General features: G+C 70.3%; 22 protein-coding genes. 9 read left to right on the forward strand and 13 right to left on the reverse strand.

Translation table 11 applies throughout. The features are described 5' to 3' along the window. Positions 1–25: 25 nt before the first annotated feature. Genes F6B43_RS07610 through F6B43_RS07620 form a run of 3 tightly spaced genes read right to left on the reverse strand, consistent with a single transcriptional unit; the run spans position 26 to position 2,481 of the window. Positions 26–637 (reverse strand): response regulator, encoded by a 612-nt coding sequence (locus tag F6B43_RS07610; protein WP_150448195.1) that lies wholly within the window; start codon positions 635–637, stop codon positions 26–28. Beyond that, on the reverse strand, positions 634–2,055 hold the full coding sequence (locus F6B43_RS07615) for a sensor histidine kinase (RefSeq protein WP_150448196.1): 1,422 nt from the start codon (positions 2,053–2,055) through the stop codon (positions 634–636). Before F6B43_RS07615 ends, F6B43_RS07610 begins: the two co-directional genes overlap by 4 nt. Further along, positions 2,056–2,481 (reverse strand): hypothetical protein, encoded by a 426-nt coding sequence (locus tag F6B43_RS07620; RefSeq protein ID WP_150448197.1) that lies wholly within the window; start codon positions 2,479–2,481, stop codon positions 2,056–2,058. It lies immediately after the preceding gene. Positions 2,482–2,675: 194 nt separating this feature from the next. Here F6B43_RS07620 and F6B43_RS07625 point away from each other — a divergent pair, with 194 nt between their 5' ends. Both F6B43_RS07625 and F6B43_RS07630 read left to right on the forward strand, forming a co-directional pair. Beyond that, positions 2,676–3,323 (forward strand): carboxymuconolactone decarboxylase family protein, encoded by a 648-nt coding sequence (locus F6B43_RS07625; RefSeq protein WP_150448198.1) that lies wholly within the window; start codon positions 2,676–2,678, stop codon positions 3,321–3,323. Beyond that, positions 3,320–4,216: an RNA polymerase sigma-70 factor gene (locus F6B43_RS07630; RefSeq protein WP_150448199.1), complete on the forward strand. Its 897-nt coding sequence runs from the start codon at positions 3,320–3,322 to the stop codon at positions 4,214–4,216. The genes F6B43_RS07625 and F6B43_RS07630 overlap by 4 nt, the downstream gene beginning before the upstream one ends. A 51-nt stretch (positions 4,217–4,267) precedes the next feature. On the opposite strand, the gene F6B43_RS07635 is transcribed toward F6B43_RS07630, so the two are convergent. Continuing rightward, positions 4,268–4,957 carry a YoaK family protein gene (locus tag F6B43_RS07635; protein WP_150448200.1) on the reverse strand — a complete coding sequence of 230 codons (690 nt, stop codon included), beginning with the start codon at positions 4,955–4,957 and terminating at the stop codon, positions 4,268–4,270. Beyond that, the gene (locus F6B43_RS19570) at positions 4,909–5,079 is read right to left on the reverse strand and encodes a hypothetical protein (protein WP_170285588.1); all 171 of its coding nucleotides are present in this window, start codon (positions 5,077–5,079) and stop codon (positions 4,909–4,911) included. Before F6B43_RS19570 ends, F6B43_RS07635 begins: the two co-directional genes overlap by 49 nt. A gap of 139 nt (positions 5,080–5,218) precedes the next feature. On the opposite strand from F6B43_RS19570, the gene F6B43_RS07640 reads away from it, so the two are divergent. Further along, a complete protein-coding gene (locus tag F6B43_RS07640; protein ID WP_150448201.1) occupies positions 5,219–6,073 on the forward strand; it encodes an SDR family oxidoreductase in 855 nt (284 codons plus the stop codon). Positions 6,074–6,122: 49 nt separating this feature from the next. Here F6B43_RS07640 and F6B43_RS07645 read toward each other — a convergent pair whose 3' ends face one another. Next, a complete protein-coding gene (locus F6B43_RS07645; protein ID WP_150448202.1) occupies positions 6,123–6,974 on the reverse strand; it encodes a sulfurtransferase in 852 nt (283 codons plus the stop codon). Positions 6,975–7,167: 193 nt separating this feature from the next. Here F6B43_RS07645 and F6B43_RS07650 point away from each other — a divergent pair, with 193 nt between their 5' ends. Further along, on the forward strand, positions 7,168–7,740 hold the full coding sequence (locus F6B43_RS07650) for a flavin reductase family protein (RefSeq protein ID WP_150448203.1): 573 nt from the start codon (positions 7,168–7,170) through the stop codon (positions 7,738–7,740). Between the two features lie 53 nt (positions 7,741–7,793). Then, positions 7,794–8,147, forward strand: coding sequence for a carboxymuconolactone decarboxylase family protein (locus F6B43_RS07655; protein WP_150448204.1), 354 nt, complete (start codon positions 7,794–7,796; stop codon positions 8,145–8,147). A 45-nt stretch (positions 8,148–8,192) separates the two neighbouring features. On the opposite strand, the gene F6B43_RS07660 is transcribed toward F6B43_RS07655, so the two are convergent. Both F6B43_RS07660 and F6B43_RS07665 read right to left on the reverse strand, forming a co-directional pair. After that, a complete protein-coding gene (locus F6B43_RS07660) occupies positions 8,193–8,747 on the reverse strand; it encodes a DUF4395 domain-containing protein (protein WP_150448205.1) in 555 nt (184 codons plus the stop codon). Next, on the reverse strand, positions 8,734–9,174 hold the full coding sequence (locus tag F6B43_RS07665; protein WP_150448206.1) for a TlpA family protein disulfide reductase: 441 nt from the start codon (positions 9,172–9,174) through the stop codon (positions 8,734–8,736). Before F6B43_RS07665 ends, F6B43_RS07660 begins: the two co-directional genes overlap by 14 nt. 229 nt (positions 9,175–9,403) lie before the next feature. Here F6B43_RS07665 and F6B43_RS07670 point away from each other — a divergent pair, with 229 nt between their 5' ends. The 3 genes from F6B43_RS07670 (at position 9,404) to F6B43_RS07680 (ending at position 12,428) form a co-directional block, all read left to right on the forward strand. Continuing rightward, a complete protein-coding gene (locus F6B43_RS07670; protein ID WP_150448207.1) occupies positions 9,404–10,567 on the forward strand; it encodes an amino acid ABC transporter permease in 1,164 nt (387 codons plus the stop codon). Further along, a complete protein-coding gene (locus tag F6B43_RS07675) occupies positions 10,567–11,367 on the forward strand; it encodes an amino acid ABC transporter ATP-binding protein (RefSeq protein WP_150448208.1) in 801 nt (266 codons plus the stop codon). The genes F6B43_RS07670 and F6B43_RS07675 overlap by 1 nt, the downstream gene beginning before the upstream one ends. Positions 11,368–11,435: 68 nt before the next feature. Beyond that, entirely contained in the window at positions 11,436–12,428 is a 993-nt protein-coding gene (locus F6B43_RS07680) for an ABC transporter substrate-binding protein (protein WP_150448209.1), read from the forward strand. Positions 12,429–12,502: 74 nt separating this feature from the next. Here the strand turns inward: F6B43_RS07680 and F6B43_RS07685 are convergent, their stop codons facing one another. From F6B43_RS07685 to F6B43_RS07700, 4 genes are all read right to left on the reverse strand, one after another. Continuing rightward, a complete protein-coding gene (locus F6B43_RS07685) occupies positions 12,503–13,600 on the reverse strand; it encodes an FAD-dependent oxidoreductase (RefSeq protein ID WP_150448210.1) in 1,098 nt (365 codons plus the stop codon). After that, entirely contained in the window at positions 13,597–14,103 is a 507-nt protein-coding gene (locus F6B43_RS07690) for a GNAT family N-acetyltransferase (RefSeq protein WP_246159842.1), read from the reverse strand. The genes F6B43_RS07685 and F6B43_RS07690 overlap by 4 nt, the downstream gene beginning before the upstream one ends. 308 nt (positions 14,104–14,411) lie before the next feature. Beyond that, positions 14,412–15,779, reverse strand: a complete 1,368-nt coding sequence (locus F6B43_RS07695; protein WP_150448211.1) for an NtaA/DmoA family FMN-dependent monooxygenase — start codon at positions 15,777–15,779, stop codon at positions 14,412–14,414. 17 nt (positions 15,780–15,796) lie between these two features. Further along, positions 15,797–17,023, reverse strand: a complete 1,227-nt coding sequence (locus tag F6B43_RS07700; protein ID WP_150448212.1) for an LLM class flavin-dependent oxidoreductase — start codon at positions 17,021–17,023, stop codon at positions 15,797–15,799. 268 nt (positions 17,024–17,291) lie between these two features. On the opposite strand from F6B43_RS07700, the gene F6B43_RS07705 reads away from it, so the two are divergent. Further along, complete coding sequence (locus F6B43_RS07705; RefSeq protein WP_150448213.1) at positions 17,292–18,005, forward strand: GNAT family N-acetyltransferase; 714 nt, start codon at positions 17,292–17,294, stop codon at positions 18,003–18,005. Positions 18,006–18,134: 129 nt separating this feature from the next. On the opposite strand, the gene F6B43_RS07710 is transcribed toward F6B43_RS07705, so the two are convergent. After that, positions 18,135–19,058: an NADP-dependent oxidoreductase gene (locus F6B43_RS07710; protein WP_150448214.1), complete on the reverse strand. Its 924-nt coding sequence runs from the start codon at positions 19,056–19,058 to the stop codon at positions 18,135–18,137. Positions 19,059–19,079 lie beyond the last annotated feature (21 nt).

The following is a 19,079-nucleotide window of genomic DNA, read 5'->3' on the forward strand; positions in this document are numbered from 1 at the left end:
GTACCTCCGGATCACCCCAGGGGCACTACGCGAGGTGATCCCGGGCCCACAGCGCCGCGCTCGTGCGATCGGGCACGCCCAGCTGGCGGTAGACACTGCCCAGGTGCGCCTTCACCGTCCGCTCGGTGATGCCGAGCGTGCGGGCGATCTGCTTGTTCGCCTGCCCCTGCGCTGCGAGCAGCAGCACCTCGCGCTCGCGGGGGCTGAGCGAATCGGCGGGATCGCCCACCCGTGGCAGCAGGGCCCCGGCGACCCGGGCGTCCAGCGGAACATGACCGCTCGCCGCGGCGCGCACGGCATCGCGGAGCGCGTCGGGCTCGGCATCCTTCAGCTGATACCCGACCGCGCCGGCCTCCAGAGCACTGCGCACGCGCTCGTGATCGGCGAAGGACGTGAGCACGACGACGCGCGTCGAGGTGACCTCGGCGAGCACCGCGCGGGTGGCGGCCACCCCATCCAGGACCGGCATCGACAGATCCATCAGCACCACGTCGGGCATAGACGCGGCCGCTTCGACCACCGCCGCCCGGCCGTCGGCCGCCTGCGCGACGACCTCGATGTCTCCGTCCGCGGCGAGCACGGCGGCCAGGCCCGCCCGCACCATGGCGTGGTCGTCGACGACGAGCACCCGGATCATACGGATGCCGCCGCACCGGTGGGCGAAACGACCAGGCGCCACCGCGTGCCCGCACCCGGCTGAGTCGCGAGCAGGAGCGTCGCCCCCGCCTCGCGGACCAGGTCGGCGAGAACCTGTGTGCCCAGATGCCCCGGTGCGCGGTCCTGCAGCGTCTCGGCTGCGAAGCCCGGGCCGTCGTCGGTCACATCGAGCACGACGCGGTCGCCCTCCGCGGCCAGACGCACGGTCACCCGGCACGGGGCCGCGTGCGCGACCGCATTGCGAACGCATTCCTGCGCCACGCGGTACACCAGGCGCTGCTCGGCGTCCGACAGCATCCGGACGTCATCCGCCAGCTCGACCTGCACGACCACCTCACGACCACGCGCACCGTCGGCGAGGTCGCGAAGCGCCTGCGGAAGGCCGGCAGCGGCGAGGCTGGCGGGGTAGATGTCCACCAGCAGTGAACGCAGGACGCGGATGTTGCCGCGGACGGATGCGGCGACCGCCCGCACGTCGTCGGCCACGGCCGAATCCCCGGACGCGGCTGCGGTGGCCGCCGCGCTCTCGGCGGCGAACGTCGTCGCGACGAGCTCCTGGACGGGACCGTCATGGAGCGTCGCGGCGATCCTCCGGCGTTCGGCATCCGAGGCATCCACCGCGTGCTGCAGCAGCGTCGCCCTCTGCCGATCGTCTTCGCGCGTGCGGCGCAGGAGGCGCCAGATGATCGGGGCGGCGAGCGCCGCGAGCAGCAGCAGGCTGCTGATGGTGATGCCGGCGAACCCGCGCCACAGTTCGGCCGACCTCTCGGCAACGGGGGCGTACGGGGAGTACATCTCGAACAGCAGTTCGCGACCATCCGGGGCCCACACCGGCCGGTAGACCTCGAGAAGGCGGCCTCCGGACTCGAACTGGTTCTCCGAGCTGGACAGGTCCGACACCTCTGCACGAACCTGCGGGGCCGACAGCGCAGCCCGCTGATCCGCGCTGAGCGGGAACGAGCGACCGATGAGCTGCGGCTCGTCGGCGTAGACGACCTGTCCGTCCGGCTGCCACAGCTTCACGCGCACCACGCTCTGGCCCAGCACCTGCTCGCGTACGAGGGCATCGAAAGCCGCGACGGCCGCGGCGTCGCCGTCGGCGAGCGCATCCGTGAGCGCGGGCTGGACGATCGCCTCGGCCAGGAGGTCGGCTCGGCTCGCCGCGTCGTTGACCGACTGGCGTTCGGCCAGCAGCTGCGCCGCGATCGCCCCGAGCGCCGCGACCACCACGACCGCCGCCACGAGCGCCAGGGAGAGGCGCAGCACCACGCGGCGCGGGCGCAGCGGCTCGGGCGGGGACACGGCGGCGTCGCCCTGCGCGACGGTGACCCACGGCACGCCGCCCGCCCCGACAACGGCATGGCCGGTCGGGGCAGAAGCGTGCGCGTCGGTCGTCACTCAGTCATCGCTCCCATGGCCACCGTGGCGGTCACCGTTGTCGTCGCCGTTCCCGCCGCCGTGCGAACCGCCGTCGTCCGACCCGGAACCGCTGTTGCTCGAACCGGAACCGCTGTTGCTCGAACCGGAGCCGCTGTCATCCGAGCCGTTGCCGGTGGACGACCCGCCCTGCACATCGCGGTCATCGCCCGGCTCGACGCGCTGGTCGCGAGGGATGTCCCCGCCATTGTCATCGGCATCGTCGTCCGATGCACGGGGGCTGGGCGAAGGCGTCGCCGACGCAGTGGGGGCGAGTGTCGCGATCTGCCCCGAGGCCGGAACGCGCACGGGCACCTCCTGCGAGAACGACGCGTTGCCCCAGAGTCCGATGATCGCGGGCACGGCGGCGAGCGCGAGTACGACGGCGCCGATCAGAATTCGCTTCATGAGGTGTCCTCCTCGATTCTGGCCTGTTCCGGCCGGATGTGGCGCTTCCGGTGATCCCGCGCCCTGTGTATCCAGACTCCGCCGCCACGACGCACTGCACCATTGCCCGATGGTCGTAGTACCCCGCTGTCACAGACGCGGCGCGGCCGGTGTCTTCATGTCGAACCCACGGATCATCGACACAGGAGCTCGCCATGAACGCACCCAACCGGATCCCTCCGCGGCCCGTCACCGGCATATCCGGAGCGGTCGTGAAGTACATCGCACGCCGGATCAGCGGTCGGGTGCCCGACTCGCTCGGAGTGCTCTGGAACAACCGCGCAGTCATGAAGGAGGCTCTGGGGGTCGGCGGCAGGATCGCCAAGTGGCACGATCTCGATCCGAATCTCGCCTCCTACGCCGGGATGGCGGCGGCTGCCACGGTCGGCTGCAGCTTCTGCCTGGACCTGAACTACTTCCTCGCGCATGACCATGGTCTCGACGAAACGAAGGTGCGCGAGGTGGTGCGCTGGCGTGACTCGGGTGTCTTCACTCCCCTCGAACGCAGGGTGATGGAGTACGCCGAAGCGGCGAGCCTGACCCCTCCTCGAGTCACCGACGAGCTCTCAGACGCGCTCCTGGCCGAGCTCGGCGCACCCGCTCTGATCGAATTGGCCGCCCGGGTGGCATTCATGAACATGTCGGCGCGGATGAACCTCGCGCTGGGCATCCACTCGGAGCAGTTCGCAGACGCGTGCGGCCTGCCGCCCCTTCGAGGTGCGGGCGGTGGCGACCAACGTCGGCGCGACCTCGGCCTCTGCCCCGGGATCAGCGTCGGCCCCGGCGTAGGCTCACCGGAATGAGCAGCGGTGTCGTACCCACCGACGACGATCCGTTCGTCGTCCATCGGAGCCTTCTCTTCACCGTCGCGTACGAGCTGCTCGGCTCCGCGGCGGACGCCGAAGACGTGCTCCAGGAGTCCTGGCTGCGGTGGGCATCGGTCGAGCGCAGCGACGTCCGCGAACCGCGCGCGTACCTCGTGCAGATCGTCACACGCCAGTCGCTCAACCATCTGCGCACGGTCACCCGCCGGCGCGAGGACTACATCGGCGAGTGGCTCCCCGAGCCGCTCCTGACGAGCCCGGACGTGGCAGACGACATCGAGCTCGCCGAGAGCGTCTCGATCGCCATGCTGACCGTGCTCGAGACGCTCGGGCCGGCCGAACGGGCGGTCTTCGTTCTGCGCGAGGTCTTCGATGTGCCCTACGAGGAGATCGCGGATGCCGTCGGCAAGACGCCCTCGGCGGTCCGGCAGATCGCGCATCGCGCGAAAGAGCACGTCTCGGCCCGGCGCCCGAGAATGCGCGTGGAGCGCACGGAACACGAAGAGGTGGTCGCGCGCCTCGTCGTGGCACTCAACAACGGCGATCTGCAAGGTCTCATGGCGGTGCTCGCCCCGGACGTCGTGTCGATCGCTGATGGCGGAGGAAAGGTACGCGGCGCCGCTCGGCGCCCGATCGTCGGGTCTGATCGTCTCGCGCGCTATCTCGTCGGCGGGTTCGCGAAGGCGCACGGTCATATCGCGGCCGTGGCGACCTGGGTCAACGGTCAGCCCGGCATCCGGATGGAATTCGACGGGATCCTCATCGGGATCGTGAGCCTCACCGTGCACGCCGGTCGAGTGACTCGCGTGTACTCGATCGCCAATCCCGACAAGCTCCGCCACCTCGCCGCGCCCGCCGAGCTGCGGCGTTGAGAGCTTCGCCCTCGCGTCGCCGGGCGGTCGCTCCGGCACGTTCCGGCTCGGCTACTCGGCGTGCTTCACGTGTGCCGCGATGTGCCCGAGCAGCGCGGCCGCGAGGGTGACGATCGCCGCCAGCGCGACGCCCCACGCGATGTGGACCATGAGCAGCAGAGCGCCGATACCCGCCCCCGCGGCGATCAGGATGATCGCCGCAGCCCGGCGGAACCACGGCTGACCCTTGCCCCCGGCCAGGCGGGAATCGGCGGCGAAGCCCGTGATCGTCGAGGTGACGACCACCGTTGTGACATCCTTCACGGCGATGTGCCGGGCGGTCGCCGCCTGCAGGCCCATCGATGCGGCGAGCAAGACGGTGATCACGAGCTCCCACGGCTGCGGCGGCCTGCCGCCCAGAACGAACATGGCCACGGCGAGGCCGGCGAGGATGACGCCGACCGCGGCGATGAGCGAGGTGGTGCGGGTCGTCCATCCGGCCGCGACCGGGCGAAGCACCCTTCCGCCTACCACCGCACCCAGCATGAATGCGAACAGGGCGAGCAGCGGACCCACCCACGGCAGGTCGTCGGCGCCCGCGATCGCCATGCCGAGGATCACGACATTGCCGGTCATGTTGCCCGCGAACACCTTGTCGAGCCCGAGGTAGCCGACGGCGTCGACCACACCGGTCGAGAAGGTCAGCCCCAGCATCAGCGCGAGGTGCAGGTTGTCGATGTTCGAACGGAGTCGCTGCCGCATGGTGGTCTGTCCTGTCCCTGATGATTCGCCGACGCCGTCAGCACGTCGTTGAGCAGCACGTCGTTGAGCAGCACGTCGTTGAGCAGCACGTCGTTGAGCAGCACGTCGTTGAGCAGCACCATCGTCGAGTCTAGGAACCGGCGCTGCCTCGCTCACAATCGTGGCCGGTCCCGGGACAGCCGGGACGCCGGCCGTGCGGGCTAGACTCCGCGTCGAGCCCCCTTCACGCCGCCTCACCTCCACCCCACCCGGGAGAGCCCCATGAGCAATCCGCCCCTCGCGATCACCGGAAGCACCGGCCTGCTCGGCGCCCAGGTCGCCTCCCTCCTCTCCGCCGCCGGCGCACAGCTGCGACTGCTGGCGCGCACGCCGGATCGTGCGCCGCGGCTCCCCGGCTCGGCCGCTGTCGCGTGCAGCTACGACGACACGGCGGCCGCAGCATCCGCACTCGAGGGGATCGACGTGCTGTTCATGGTCTCGGCCTCCGAGAGCGCCGACCGCCTCGCCCAGCATTTCGCGTTCGTGGATGCCGCGCGAGACGCCGGCGTGCAGCACATCGTCTACACCTCGTTCCAGAACGCCGCACCCGACGCGACCTTCACGCTCGCGCGCGACCAATATGCGACCGAGGAGCGCATCAAGGCGTCAGGCATGCGGTGGACGATGCTGCGCGACAGCCTGTACCTCGATTTCCTGCCTGCGCTCGTCGGCGACGACGGCGTGATCCGAGGGCCGGCAGGCGACGGGCGCGTCGCCGCGGTCACCCGTGCGGACATCGCGCGCACCGCCGCCCGCGTCCTCCTCGACCCCGCTGCGCACGCGGGACGGACCTACACGCTCACGGGTTCCGAGGCGCTGACCCTCGACGAGGTGGCAGCGATTCTCACCCGAGATACGGGGCGCACGGTGCGGTTCCACGACGAGACCCTGGACGAGGCATACGCGTCGCGAGCGAAGTGGAACGCCCCCGACTGGCAGAACGATGCCTGGGTCAGCACCTACACCGCGATCGCCGCCGGTGAGCTCGCGGAGGTCACCACCGATGTCCTCGACATCACCGGAACGCCACCCCTCACGCTCGTCGACTATCTGGCGGGCACCCGACAGACGTCGTAGGCGAACAGGACCGCCGGTCTCGCCCGCGTGGTGCTGAGTCGCGCGGCGCTCAGGCACCCCTCAGCGCCGCGGCGGGCTGGGAGCCGACCGCGACCGGCCGACTGGACAGCAGCGCCCATTGACTCCATGACCCGGTGAAAATCCGCGTCTCGATCCCGGCGGAGGCGAGAGCCAGAGCGGAGTGGGCGGAGGCGATCCCGGTGCCGCAGTACAGCACGATGTCGGAACGCGCGTCGATGCCGGCCGCCGCGACGGTCGCGCGGATCTCCTCCGCGGACTTGAGCGTCCCGATCGAGGAGATGTGCGCGACGGTGGGCAGGTTGATCGCGCCGGGGATGTGCCCCGCCACCGGATCCCGGCCGGAGACACGACCCCGATAGTGCTCGGGTGAACGCACATCGACGAGGAACCCCCGCCGGGGCGCCCGGGCCGCATCGTCGATGGATGCGACCCCGGGATCGACGTCGGCGATCTGCGCGTTCCCCGGCGGCGGGGCCACGTCTCCCTGTTCGATCGGGAGGCCCTCGGCCACCCAGGCGCGCAGGCCACCGTCCAGCACGCGGACCTCGAAACCCTGCCGGCGAAGCAGCCACCAGGCTCGCGCGGCCGGGACGCCGTCGTTGTCGTCGTAGGCCACGACGACATCGCCCTGATCGATCCCCCAGCGCCGGACCGATCGCTCGAGCTGCGCGAACGTGGGCGGCGGATAGCTCCCCAGCTCGGGATGCCCGCGCTGGGCCAGCTCGTGCTCCAGATCGACGTAGACCGCCCCAGGCAGATGTGCTGAGACATACGAAACACGGCCCTCCGGCGCATCCAGCCGCCACCGCACATCGAGCAGGCGCACGCTCCCCCGCGGTATGCGCTCTGCGAGAGCGCCGACGCTGATGAGGGGGGTCATACCTCGAGGGTGGTTGATCTGCACCGCTCCGTCGCGGGCGGGTGAAACATGGAGCAACCCGGCGAGACGCGCCGCAACATTCGCGCACACGCGGACGGGTGGTTGGTGCCGTGTGTGAACGCACGTGACGGGAGTCGTCACCGATCCCCTCGTCGTGCAGCAAGCTCGAAGGGCAACGACTGACGGAGGAATCATGACGCACGGCACACCCGCGGACGCCTCGGCGGAGCATCTCGCGCACTCGTCCGGCCGTTCGTTCGGAATCGTCTCGGCCGACGATTTCAAGAGCGCGTTCCGCGAGCATCCCGGCGGCGTCTCGCTCATCACCGCCGACGCCGGTGACGGGCCCGTGGCCCTCACCGCCACGTCCGTGGCGTCGGTGAGCGTCGACCCGCCGCTGCTCGTCTTCTCGGTCTCGGCGCTCTCGTCGAGCGCGCCCACCCTCGCGGCGGCCGAGACAGTCGTCGTCCACCTGCTCGAAGCCGACCAGCTGCCGCTCGCGCAGCTCGGGGCTACGAGCGGCATCGACCGCTTCGCGGACACGGATGCCTGGACCAGGCTCGTCACCGGAGAACCCGTGTTCCACGGCGTTCCGCGATGGATCAGGGCCCGCGTCCTCAATCGATTCGACGCGGGCGGATCGACCGTGTTCGTCGCGCACGCGGTGCAGGTCAACGTGCCCGACACGCACTCCGGTCGCGGCCTGGTCTATGTGAACCGCCAGTGGCACCACCTGGGCGAGCACTCGAGGATCGAGCACCCCTGACGCGGGCGCGTCGCCCGTCAGCGCCCCGAAGACCACCCAGAGGAAAGAGCACGATGTCCGACTACTTCGACCGCGCGGCCGACAAGACCTACACGAAGGTCTACAAGAACGAGACGCCCGACATCCTGGCGGCGTTCGCCGCTTTCGACCAGGCCGTCTTCGCGCCGGAAGGGCGCGCGATCCCGCTCAAGTACCGCGAGCTGATCGCACTCGCCGTCGGGATCACGACGCAGTGCGTCTACTGCATCGACGGGCACTCGCAGAATGCCGTCAAGGCGGGAGCTACCGAGGCCGAGCTCGCCGAGGCCGCCTGGGTCGCCACCGCGATCCGCGCAGGCGGCGGCTACGCGCACGGGCGCCTCGCGTTCAAACTCGCGGAAGACGCGCGGCCCGTCCACGAGCACTGAGGCCCCGGCGGGTCACGACCTCTGACACCGTTTTCCGACCCGTCGTCAGGCGGGGCGGGCGCTCCGGCCGATGAATCCCGCGCGGGCGAGGACCAGGTACAGCTGGCAGCCGAGGCAGAGCCCGATCGAGGCGTTCAGGAACGCGGCGATGAACGCGGCGGCGCCGGCGATCGGCAGTGCCAGCGGAACGCCCAGCAGGTGCAGCACCAGACCGATGGTGACGACGAACAGGCCGACACCCTGTGCGAACCTCGGCGGCCTCGGGTCTTCGAGCTCTGCGGGGGGCTTGAGGCGCGGCCGCACGAACGTGCGGTACAGCCAGCCGTAGGGCTGTGTCGCGGGTGAGAGCACCGCCCACAGGAACAGCAGAGCGATGATCACGAACAGGATGAAGCCGGGATCGCTCGCGCGCTGGGCCAGCGACGCATCGGAGATCGCCCAGCTGCCGTTCACGAACGCGGTGGAGATGCCGATCGCCGAGAGGAATGTGGCGATCAGCACGAGCACCGACGTGATCCCGGCGGCGAAGCGCGGCCCTCGCGGGTCGATCCCTTTCGGGCGATCGGCGGTGGCGGGCGAGGTGGGGCTAGACGTGGACATCATGGACTCCTCCGACGCGGGTGAGTTCGGCTTGGACGGCGGCACGGGTCACGACGCCGCCGAACCGGGTCTGGATGACGCCGTGCCGATCCAGCACGAGCGTGGTCGGTGTCTGGAGCACGTGGAAACGCGTGGCCAGATCGGCGCGGTGGGTGAGGTCGACATCGACGTGCTCCACGCCGTCCTGCGCGTCGGCCACCGCCGCGAGGGTGCGGTGGACGCCCGGGCAGCGGGCGCAGAACTCGGTGCTGAACTGCAGCAGCGTCGCGCGGTCGCCCCAGCGGTCGAGCCCGACGACGGCTGGTTCGACCGCGTCTGCGATGCGGACGCGACGTGAGCGTCCATCGCGGCGCCGCGCCACGACAGCGAACAGCACCGCCGCCACCACGAGGGCGGCGAGCGCGAGCAGCGCGGTGATCGGGCTCATGTCGGCAGACGCTATCACCGCTCAGGAAGCCGGGATCCGATGCGCGACATCGCGCGTCACATGACGACGAGGTAGACCTTCCGACCGCCTCCGCAGGAGCCGCGGCACCCGTGTTACGGCGTGTATCGGTGCATTGCGGCACATGAATCCGATGCGGGCGACGGCCACCACCCCGCACCTACGTTTGCGGCCACGGCGCATCCGGTGCCGTTCGAGAACGAGGAGCATCATGACCGACACCGTCGTGAACAGCCACGTCGTGCCGCACACCGTCGCCGCATCCGTCCGGGAGGCTCCTGCGCAGCCGGGCACCGCTCCGGCGCCATCAGGCGCACCGAGCGCCCCGGCGAACGTGAACACGCGGCGCAAGGTCGACCTCGGCGCGGTGAAGGTCGTGCACACCCGCCACTGGTGGCGCTGGACCATCGCGGCGATCATCATCTTCGTCCTCGCCCAGTTCGTCTGGAGCCTGTTCACGAACGACCGCTACATGTGGGACACGTTCGGCCAGTACTTCTTCTCCGAGCCCGTCCTGATCGGAATCGGGTACACGCTGTCGATCACCGCGATCTCGGCGATCATCGGCTTCGTCCTGGGGACCGTGATCGCCCTCGGACGCCTTTCGAAGTCGCCCCTGCTCAGTGCGGCGGCGTGGGGGTACATCTGGTTCTTCCGCTCGGTTCCACTCGTGGTCCAGATCATCGTCTGGTACAACCTCGGGTACCTGTATCCCACGCTCGGGCTGGGCACGCCCTTCACCACCGACTTCTGGATCGTCGAGTTCCCCACCGTCCAGCTGATCAGCGCGTTCGCCGCGGCCATCCTCGGTCTGGGCCTGCATCAGGCCGCCTACTCCGCCGAGATCATCCGCGGCGGGCTCATCTCGGTCGACCAGGGCCAGCAGGAGGCGGCGGCCGCACTCGGCATCCCCGCGAGCACGCGGCTCTTCCGCATCATCCTCCCGCAGGCCATGCGCTCGATCATCCCGAATGCGACCAACGAGGTGATCGGGCTGGTCAAAGGAGCATCCGTCGTGTTCGTGATCGCGATCCCCGAGCTCTTCTACGCGGTGCAGGTCATCTACAACCGCAACAGCCGCGTCATCCCGCTGCTCCTGGTCGCGGTCGTCTGGTACACGATCATCACGACGATCCTGAGCATCGCGCAGTACTACATCGAGCGGCACTACGCCCGGGGTTCGGTGCGCACCCTGCCGCCCACCCCGCTGCAGCGCGCGCGGGGCTGGATCGGCATCCAGTGGGCGCGCCTCGGAGACGCCCCCGCGCCTCCTCCTCTTTCCGGAGGGGATGCTGCGCCCGCCGCCGATCCCGCAACCCGACGTGACACGACCATCGCGACGACAGCCACCGCGAAGAACGAGGGGGGTCTGTGATGAGCACCATCGCAGCCACGGTGGAACCCACCGCGACGAGCGGTCTCGTCGAGATCCACAACGTCCGCAAGAGCTACGCAGGCGTGGAGGTGCTCTCGGGCATCGATCTGACGATCGAACCGGGTGAGGTCGTCACGATCCTCGGGCCGAGCGGGTCGGGGAAGTCGACGCTCCTGCGTACGATCAATCACCTCGAGAGCGTCGACAGCGGATCGGTGACCGTCGACGGTGAGCTGATCGGCTACGAGCTGCGCGGCGACAGACTGCACGAGCTCCGCGAGCGCGAGATCCTCCAGCGCCGGACGCAGGTGGGGATCGTCTTCCAGAGCTTCAACCTGTTCCCGCACCTGACCGCGCTCGAGAACGTCACGGAGGCGCCGATCGCCCTCAAGCGGCTGAGCAAGGACGACGCCCGCACGTCGGCACTGGGGCTGCTGGACCGGGTCGGGCTCGCCGAGAAGGCGTCCGCGTACCCCCGGCAGCTGTCCGGCGGCCAGCAGCAGCGCGTCGCGATCGCCCGTGCGCTGGCGCTCAAGCCCAAGGTCCTGCTGTTCGACGAGCCGACGAGCGCGCTCGACCCCGAGTTGGTCGGCGAGGTGCTCGACGTGATCCGCGACCTGGCCCAGCTCGGAACCACCCTGATCATCGTGACCCATGAGATCGGCTTCGCCCGCGAGGTATCGGACCGCGTCGTGTTCCTCGACCACGGCGTCGTCGTGGAGCAGGGCCCGCCCTCCGACGTGCTCGTCAATCCCCAGAACCCCCGCACGCGGGAGTTCCTGGCCAAGGTGCTGGGCTGACGCCCCGCACGACCCGAACCTGCACCCGCAGCATCCCACCGCAGCACTCACCAAGGAGAAACACAGAAATGGCACTCAGCAGAAAGCAAGGCATCACGATCGGAGCGGCAGCGGTCGCCCTGGTCGCGATCGTGGGCATCGTGACGGCGGTCACGCTCAATCGCCCCGCAGAGGCGGCGGCCGAACCGGCGCCCTCCGCGTCCGCGTCTGGGAACACGACGACGGACGAGATCACCTGGGTCGACACGGATCCCGTACCCGAGGCCGTCGCGGCGCTCAAGGCCAGCGGCTTCACGCCCGCCACGCCGGGCAAGCTCACCGTCGCCGTCGGCGCCTTCGTTCCGCCGCTCAGCTATGTGCCGGAGGGCGAGACGCTGCCCGCCGGCACCGAGCCGAACATCGGCAAGCTGATCGCAGAGGGCCTGGGCCTCGAGTACAACCCGGTCGTCGTCGCCTGGGCGGACTGGCCGCTCGGCATCCAGTCGGGCAAGTACGACCTGATCACCGCGAACGTCACCGTGACCGAGGAGCGCAAGGAGCTGTACGACTTCGCGAGCTACCGCCAGGACCTGCTCGGCTTCTACGTCCGCGCCGACAGCAAGATCGACAAGATCCAGGAAGCGGCAGACATCTCGGGCCTCAAGATCGTGGTCGGCTCGGGCACGAACCAGGAGCAGGTGCTGCTGAAGTGGAACGAAGAACTCGCCGCCGCCGGGAAAGCACCGGCCGAGCTGCAGTACTACGACGACAACGCCGCAGCGACGCTCGCCCTGGAGTCGGGCCGTGTGGACGCCAACTTCGGCCCCAACGCCACGTCGGCGTGGGCGGCGCGCGAGACGGGTCAGACCAAGCTCGTCGGCATCATCCCGGGTGGCTGGCCGCTGGCTGCCAACATCGCAGCGGGAACGGCGAAGGGCAACGGCCTGATCGAACCGGTCAGCATCGTCCTGAACGCGCTCATCGCCGACGGCAAGTATCAGGACGTACTCGAGGCGTGGGGGCTCGAGTCCGAGGGGATCGACGAGTCGGTCGTCAACCCGCCAGGGCTTCCGAAGTCCTGATCCACCCGTGCGGCCCGGTCGATGACCGGGCCGCACGGCTCGGTCGTCGTAGGTCGATCCGGAGAACCTTCGAGTCAGTCCCGCTGGGCCAGCCCCGCGAGCACTCGCCCGATCACGGGCGTGAACTTGAATCCGTGGCCCGAGAAGCCCGCACCGATCACGACGGGGCCGATGCGATCGAGGAAGAACCTCGAGTCGGGGGTCGACGTGTAGGTGCACGTCGTCTCGGTGAAGCTGTCGGGGTCGACGCCGGGCAGCCACTCGCGGGCGTAGCGCACGATGGCGGCGGTCAGCGCAGGATCCGGAATGTAGCTTCGTCGATCGGGGTCGATCTCGGGGCCGGCGGCGTGCCACCCCGCCTTGACTCCCTCGCCGGGAGACAGCATCCCGTAGACGCCCGTCGGGAACCATGCGGTCGCCGGGTCATCCGCGGCGGGTCCGTGGTTGAACCCGGGCCACTCGAGCGACTCGTCTCGCACAGCGAAGTGGGCCGGCTGCTCCTGCGTGACCCGGAGGGTCGGAAGGGCCGTCCCCGCGATCCGCCCGATCAATGACGTGCTCCAGGCGCCTGCTGCGACGACGACGCGACGGGCGCGGATCGTCCGCGCTCCGTCCACGCCGTCGACGGTGAACTGCACGCGATCGTCGTCGAGGATCCGCAGATCGGTCACGGGGGTGCGCCACGAGACCGCCGCACCTCGGGCCGCGGCTCCGTCCAGGAGTGCCCTGACCGCGGCGGCGGGGTCGAGGCGCCCCGCGTCGGGCGTGTAGAGCACATCGCCCTCGAATCGGAAGCCCGGCCATCGCCTCGCCGCCTCGTCGGCAGGAAGGATGTCGGCGGCGAAGCCGCCCGCCCGTATCGCGGCGGCGACGAGTGCGAGATCCCTGGCCGGACCGTGGTTGACGATGCCGCTCGTGGTCAGGAGGGGAAGGCCGGATTCTGCCTCGAGCTCGCGCCACAGTCCGCGTGCGTCCCTCAGCCAGGCGAGGTAGCCCGGCTCGTCGTACGAGACGTTGAAGTTGCGGGTGGTCCCGTGCGACGCGCCGTGCGCGTGCCCGGGCTCGAACTGCTCGAAGACCTCGATCGAGACCCCTCCGCGCGCGAGGTGCCACGCGGCGGCGGCGCCCATCGCGCCCGCACCGATGACCGCGACATCGATCGACTCGGTCATGCGGGCCCGAGAGCCTTCTCGAAGCAGAGCGAGAAGTCGAAGCCGAGGTAGGGGGCGAAGATCGGGATCGGCGTGTAGCCGATGCGCTCGTACAGCGTGACCGCATCCTGCTGCCGGTCGCCGGTCTGCAGGATGAGCCGGCGTGCGCCGCGCTCGCGGCCGATCCGCTCGAGCTCGCCCATCAGGGCCCGACTGGCCCCGCGCCCCCGAACCGAGGTGCGCACGAACACGCGTTTGACCTCGAGTTCGTCGCCGAGCGCGCGGAGCGCCGCGTGCCCGACCGCCTCGCCGGTCGGATCGACCACGAGCACGGTCGCCACGATCGTCTCGGGGTCCACGGCGAAGTCGCGGTCGAACCGCTCGATCGTCTCGGCATCGAACTCGTCGAACCGATCGGCGTACCGCGCGCCGAGTTCGTCGTCCATCGCAGCGCGCAACGCGATCGCGCGCTCGTCATGCCAGTCCACCTGCAGCAGAGACCAGGAGGCGTCCGAGTGAGTCACCCTCTCAGTCTCGCCGGTCGGCGCTCGGCCCTCCTCATCGACGGAAATCGCCGGTAACACGGGCAGGCCGGCGCTGGGCGCGTCGCGCCGAACCTCCGCATTCGCCCGCCGCACCCACCCCGCTCCCCCATCCCCGTGCGCCGCACGCATCCCGCTCCCCACCCCCGTGCGCCGCACGCATCCGCCGAGCCACCCTCTTCCCGCCGAACCGGCCAGGTACCGACGTCGGCACAGGGGTGGCTCGGCGAGAGAGGGCCGGCTCGGCGAGAGAGGGCCGGCTCGGCGAGAGAGGGATGCGGGGGCGGGGGTCAGCGGGCGCCCGCGAGCGCAGCGCGCCCGGGAACCCGGAGTCCGAGGTTGTCGCGGAGGGTCGTGCCCTCGTAGTCGGCGCGCAGCGATCCGCGCTCCTGCAGCAGCGGGACGACGCGGTCGACGAACTCGTCGAGCCCCGACGGCACGAGGTGCGAGCCGAGCACGACACCGTCCGCGCCGTCCTCCTGCACGAAGTCGTCCAGCTGCTGCGCGACCTGCTCGGGGGTGCCGACGTACCCGGCCCGCCCGGCGATCTCGTGCGCGAGGCCCCGGAGCGTAAGCCCCTTGGCGTCGGCGAGCTCCCGCCATCTCCGCACCGTCTCGAACCGATCCTGGAAGATGAACGCACGCCCCTGGATGATCGGCGGTGCCTGCGGATCCGGCTCGATGTCGGGGAGCCTCCCGTCGAGGTCGTACGACGAGAGGTCGCGGTTCCACACCTGTTCGAAGGTCACCTGGATCGTACGATCGCTCAACTGCCGCTCCTGGATGTCTCGCGCCTTCTCCTCGGCCTCGGCGAGGGTGTCGCCGAGCACGAAGCCGGCGGCGGGGATGATCTTGATGTCGTCGGGCCGGCGACCGAACCGCGTCGCGCGCTCCCTGATGTCGGCGGAGAAGGCCTTCCCCTCGGCGAGTGTCGAGTACGGCGAGAAGATCGCGTCAGCCGTCGAGGCCGCGAAGTCGCGGCCCTGCGGCGAGACGCCGGCCTGCACGATCACCGGGCGCCCCTGCGGGCTCCGCGGAACCGTGAAGCGGCCTTCGATGTCGAACTGCGAGCCGTGGTGGGCGAAGGCGCCGGCGTCCGACTCCCGGAGGAAGACGCCGGATGCCTTGTCTGCGACGATCGCATCGTCGGCCCACGAATCCCAGAGCTCGCGCACCGTGGCCACGGTCTCTTCGGCACGGACGTAGCGGTCGGCGTGCGGGAGGAATCCGCCTCGGCGGAAATTCGCACCCGTGAACGCGTCGAACGACGTCACGACGTTCCAGCCCGCCCGACCGCCCGACAGGTGGTCGAGGCTCGCGATCTGCCGCGCGAGCTCGTACGGTTCGTTGAACGTCGCGTTGAGCGTGCCGACGAGCCCGATGTGCTCGGTGACGGCCGCGATCGCCGCCAGCACCGGCAGCGTGTCGGGGCGACCGGCGATGTCGTGGTCGAAGACCTCACCGGCACGCGCGCGCAGCGCGAGGCCTTCGGCGAGGAAGAAGTAGTCGAAGCGACCTCGCTCGGCGGTCTGCGCGACGTGACGGAACGTCGAGAACGCGATCTGGCTGCCCGCATCGGGGTCTTCCCACAGGGTGTGCTCGTTGACGCCGCCGACGTACGCGGCGAGGATGATCTGCTTGCGCGGTGTGCTGGGCATGGAGAATTCCTCGAGGTTCAGGCCGCGCAGGCGGCGGCATAGCGGCTGGGGAAGCCTTCGGGCAGACCGAACAGGCCCCGCAGTGTGTCGGACTCGTACTCGTCGTGGAAGAGGCCGCGAGCTCGCAGTTCGGCAGTCAGGTCTCGTGAGATTCGCGGAAGGTCGTCGGTGGCGACTCCGGGGCGCAGGCGCACGCCGGCATAGCCGGCCTCACCCAGCGACGCGATGACATCGGCGAGCCCGCGCGCAGACCCGGTGAACACCCGCGCGTCGGAGCTCAGCGGTCTCCCGAGTCCGTCGAGCCGGGCGAGGCGGTCGGCGGCGAGCTCGCCCCCGGCCTCATCCAGCAGCACGACGAGATCGGCGAACACCTGCAGCGGCTCTCCCTCGCGCTCCTCGGCGCGCTCGGCCGCGCGCACTTCGGCGAGGATCGACCGGGCGCGCGCCTCGTCGGACGGCGTGACGAAGACGATGTCGGCCGACTTCGCCGCGAGCCGATAGGGCACCTCGGCATGGGCGAGCGCCGCCACGACCGGCTGGCCCTGCGGCGGGCGAGGCGTGATGGCCGGCCCGCGGACGCTGAACCAGCGGCCTTCGAAGTCGACCTGGTGCACCTTGGCGGCGTCGAGGAAGCGGTCGGTCGCGACATCCCGGATCTCGGCGTCGTCCTCCCAGCTGTCCCACAGGCGCCGGACCACCTCGACGACATCCGCGGCCTCGTCGAACAGCTCGGTGACGAATTCCGCGAAGGCGGGATCGCTCGGGTCGACGGCCGGCCCGGGGTGCGAACGGCGACCGACGTGCGCGGCTTCGTCGGCGCGGCCCGAGACCTTGACCTGCCACCCGGCCCGTCCTTCGCTCGTGTAGTCGAGCGTGGCGATGCCCTTGGAGACGTGGAACGGCTCGGTGTGCGTCGCGGTGACGGTCGGGATCAGGCCGATCCGCGAGGTGACCGGCGACACCCGCGATGCGATGAGCAGCGCGTCGAGGCGGCCCCGCACTTCGTCAGTGCGATCATCGGCGTCGAAGAACTCCGACGACTGGAGGGCGAGCGAGTCCTCGATCGTCACGAAGTCGATGAGCCCCGATTCGGCTGTGGTGACCTGATCCACCCAGTAGTCCGCCGTGAACAGCTCGTCAGGACGTGACGAGGGTTCCCGCCAGGCGGCGGGATGCCAGCCGGCCCCCTCGAGGGCGACGCCGATGCGCAGCCGGGATGACGACGGCTGAGGTGATGAACCCATGAGTGCTCCTGCTTGTTTCGGTCGGGGGTGGATGCGGGATGGACGCGATGTGGATGCGGTGGCCCTGAGACCTCGTGGGTTCGAGCGTGACGCACCGCCGAGCGGGCCGTCAGCGAGTGCGTCAAGCGTGGACATGCTCCGTTACACGCGGTAATGCGGGAACTTCCGGCCCGAGGCGCCGCGCGGATCTCGTAGCGTGAACGGGGGACGCCGTCGGCGCCCCTGCCCCGTAGACGTCACGTCGGTCCGATCCGGCGGAAAGGCACCCATGGCGAGTTCACTGCACGTCGTCCCCCACGAGGATGCGATCGTCCTCGACAACGCCGCATGGCACGCTCTCACCGGCCCGCACGCGTCTTTCGCGATCGGTGATGACATCGCCCGCCGCTACCCGGAGGATGTCGCGCCGTTCGTCGCGGTCAGGTCGTGGGACGACCCGCGCGTGTGGGACGCACTCACGCACATCGTCGCCCCCGGCGCCGAGATCGGCATCTCGGGTGCCGACCCCGTGTTCCCGCCCGGGTGGGAGATCATCGGCCAGGGCGAGGGCGTACAGCTCGTCGAGACGGACGCGCTGTGCACGCGGCCCGATGAGGAGGCGATCGTGCTCGGGGCGGACGATGTTCCCGAGATGCTGGCGATCGTCGAACGCAACCAGCCAGGCCCCTTCCGGCCGCGGACCTACGAACTGGGCCGGTACATCGGCATCCGCCGTGAGGGCAGGCTCGTGGCGATGGCCGGCGAGCGGCTGCATCCGGAGGGGTGGACCGAGATCAGCGCGGTCGCGACCGACGCCGACTATCGCCGTCAGGGCCTCGCATCGCGCCTCGTCCTCGACGTCGCGCACCACATCCGGGCGCGCGGCGACCGCGCGCTGCTGCATGCCGCCGCGACGAACACCGGGGCGATCGCCGCCTACGAACGGCTCGGCTTCGCGCTGCGGCGGCGTTCAACGTTCTCTGCGGTGCGCACACCCGCGTAGCGCACGGGCGCGACCGCAGCGACCGGCACCCCGCTCAGGAGCCGGTACCTCGCTCAGGAGCCGGTACCCCGCTCAGGAGCCGGCACCGCGCTCAGGGACCGGCACCGCGTTCACGCGCCGGCACCGTCCTCAGGGGACCGTGACGACGATCTTCCCGCGCACGTGGCCGCCGCGCTGGAGCTCCACCGCCTCGCTCACCCGCTCGATCGGGAAGGTCGCCTGGATCGGCAAGGCGAGAGCCCCGTCGGCGATCGCCTGGGCGATCCGGTCCAGCGCGTCGGGAGCAGCATCCTGTCCACCGGTCGGAACCGCGCCCCCCGGCGGGTGGGGTCCGGCCGCGATCGTCGCGATACGCCGCGGATCGACCCCCGACTCGAGTGCGGCGTGAACCGCCTCCACGCCGTGAAGGTCGATCGCCGCATCCACGCCGCTCGGCGCGAGCGATCGCAGCCGTTCGGCCAGGCCGTCGCCGTAGGTCGTGGGGATCGCACCGAGCCCGCGCAGGAAGTCGTGATTCCCCTCGGATGCTGTCGCGATGACGGTCGCGCCCTTCGCCACCGCGAGCTGCACGACGATCACGCCCACCCCGCCCGCCGCGCCTCCGACCAGTACGGTGTCGCCTTCGGCGACTGCCGCCACCCTCAGCGCTGCGTCGGCGGTGCGCGCGGCGATGGTCAGCGAGCCGGCGACCTCGTCCGAGACCCCGGCCGGCGTGTGCGCGAGGGTGTCGGAACCGATCGTGACAACGACATGCTCGGCGATGGCACGCCCTCGGGCACCGCCGAAGACGCGGTCCCCCACCGCGAAGCCCTCGACACCGGCGCCGACCTCGTCGATCTCACCGGCGTAGTCGTTCCCGAATCCGGCCGGTGCCGTGACGCCGAAGTGAGCGGCGACCTCCGGGTGGGACGCGATCTTCCAGTCCACCGGATTGAGCCCGGCGGCGCGGACGCGCACCCGCACTTGTCCGGGTGCGGCGTGCGGCTCGGGCCGATCGATGACCTCCAGAACGAACGGGTCGGCGATCTCGGACTGCTGGACGAATCTGCTCATCCTGCTATTGGACCCTGCGAG

Source organism: Microbacterium rhizomatis, assembly GCF_008710745.1.
Lineage (GTDB): Bacteria > Actinomycetota > Actinomycetes > Actinomycetales > Microbacteriaceae > Microbacterium > Microbacterium rhizomatis.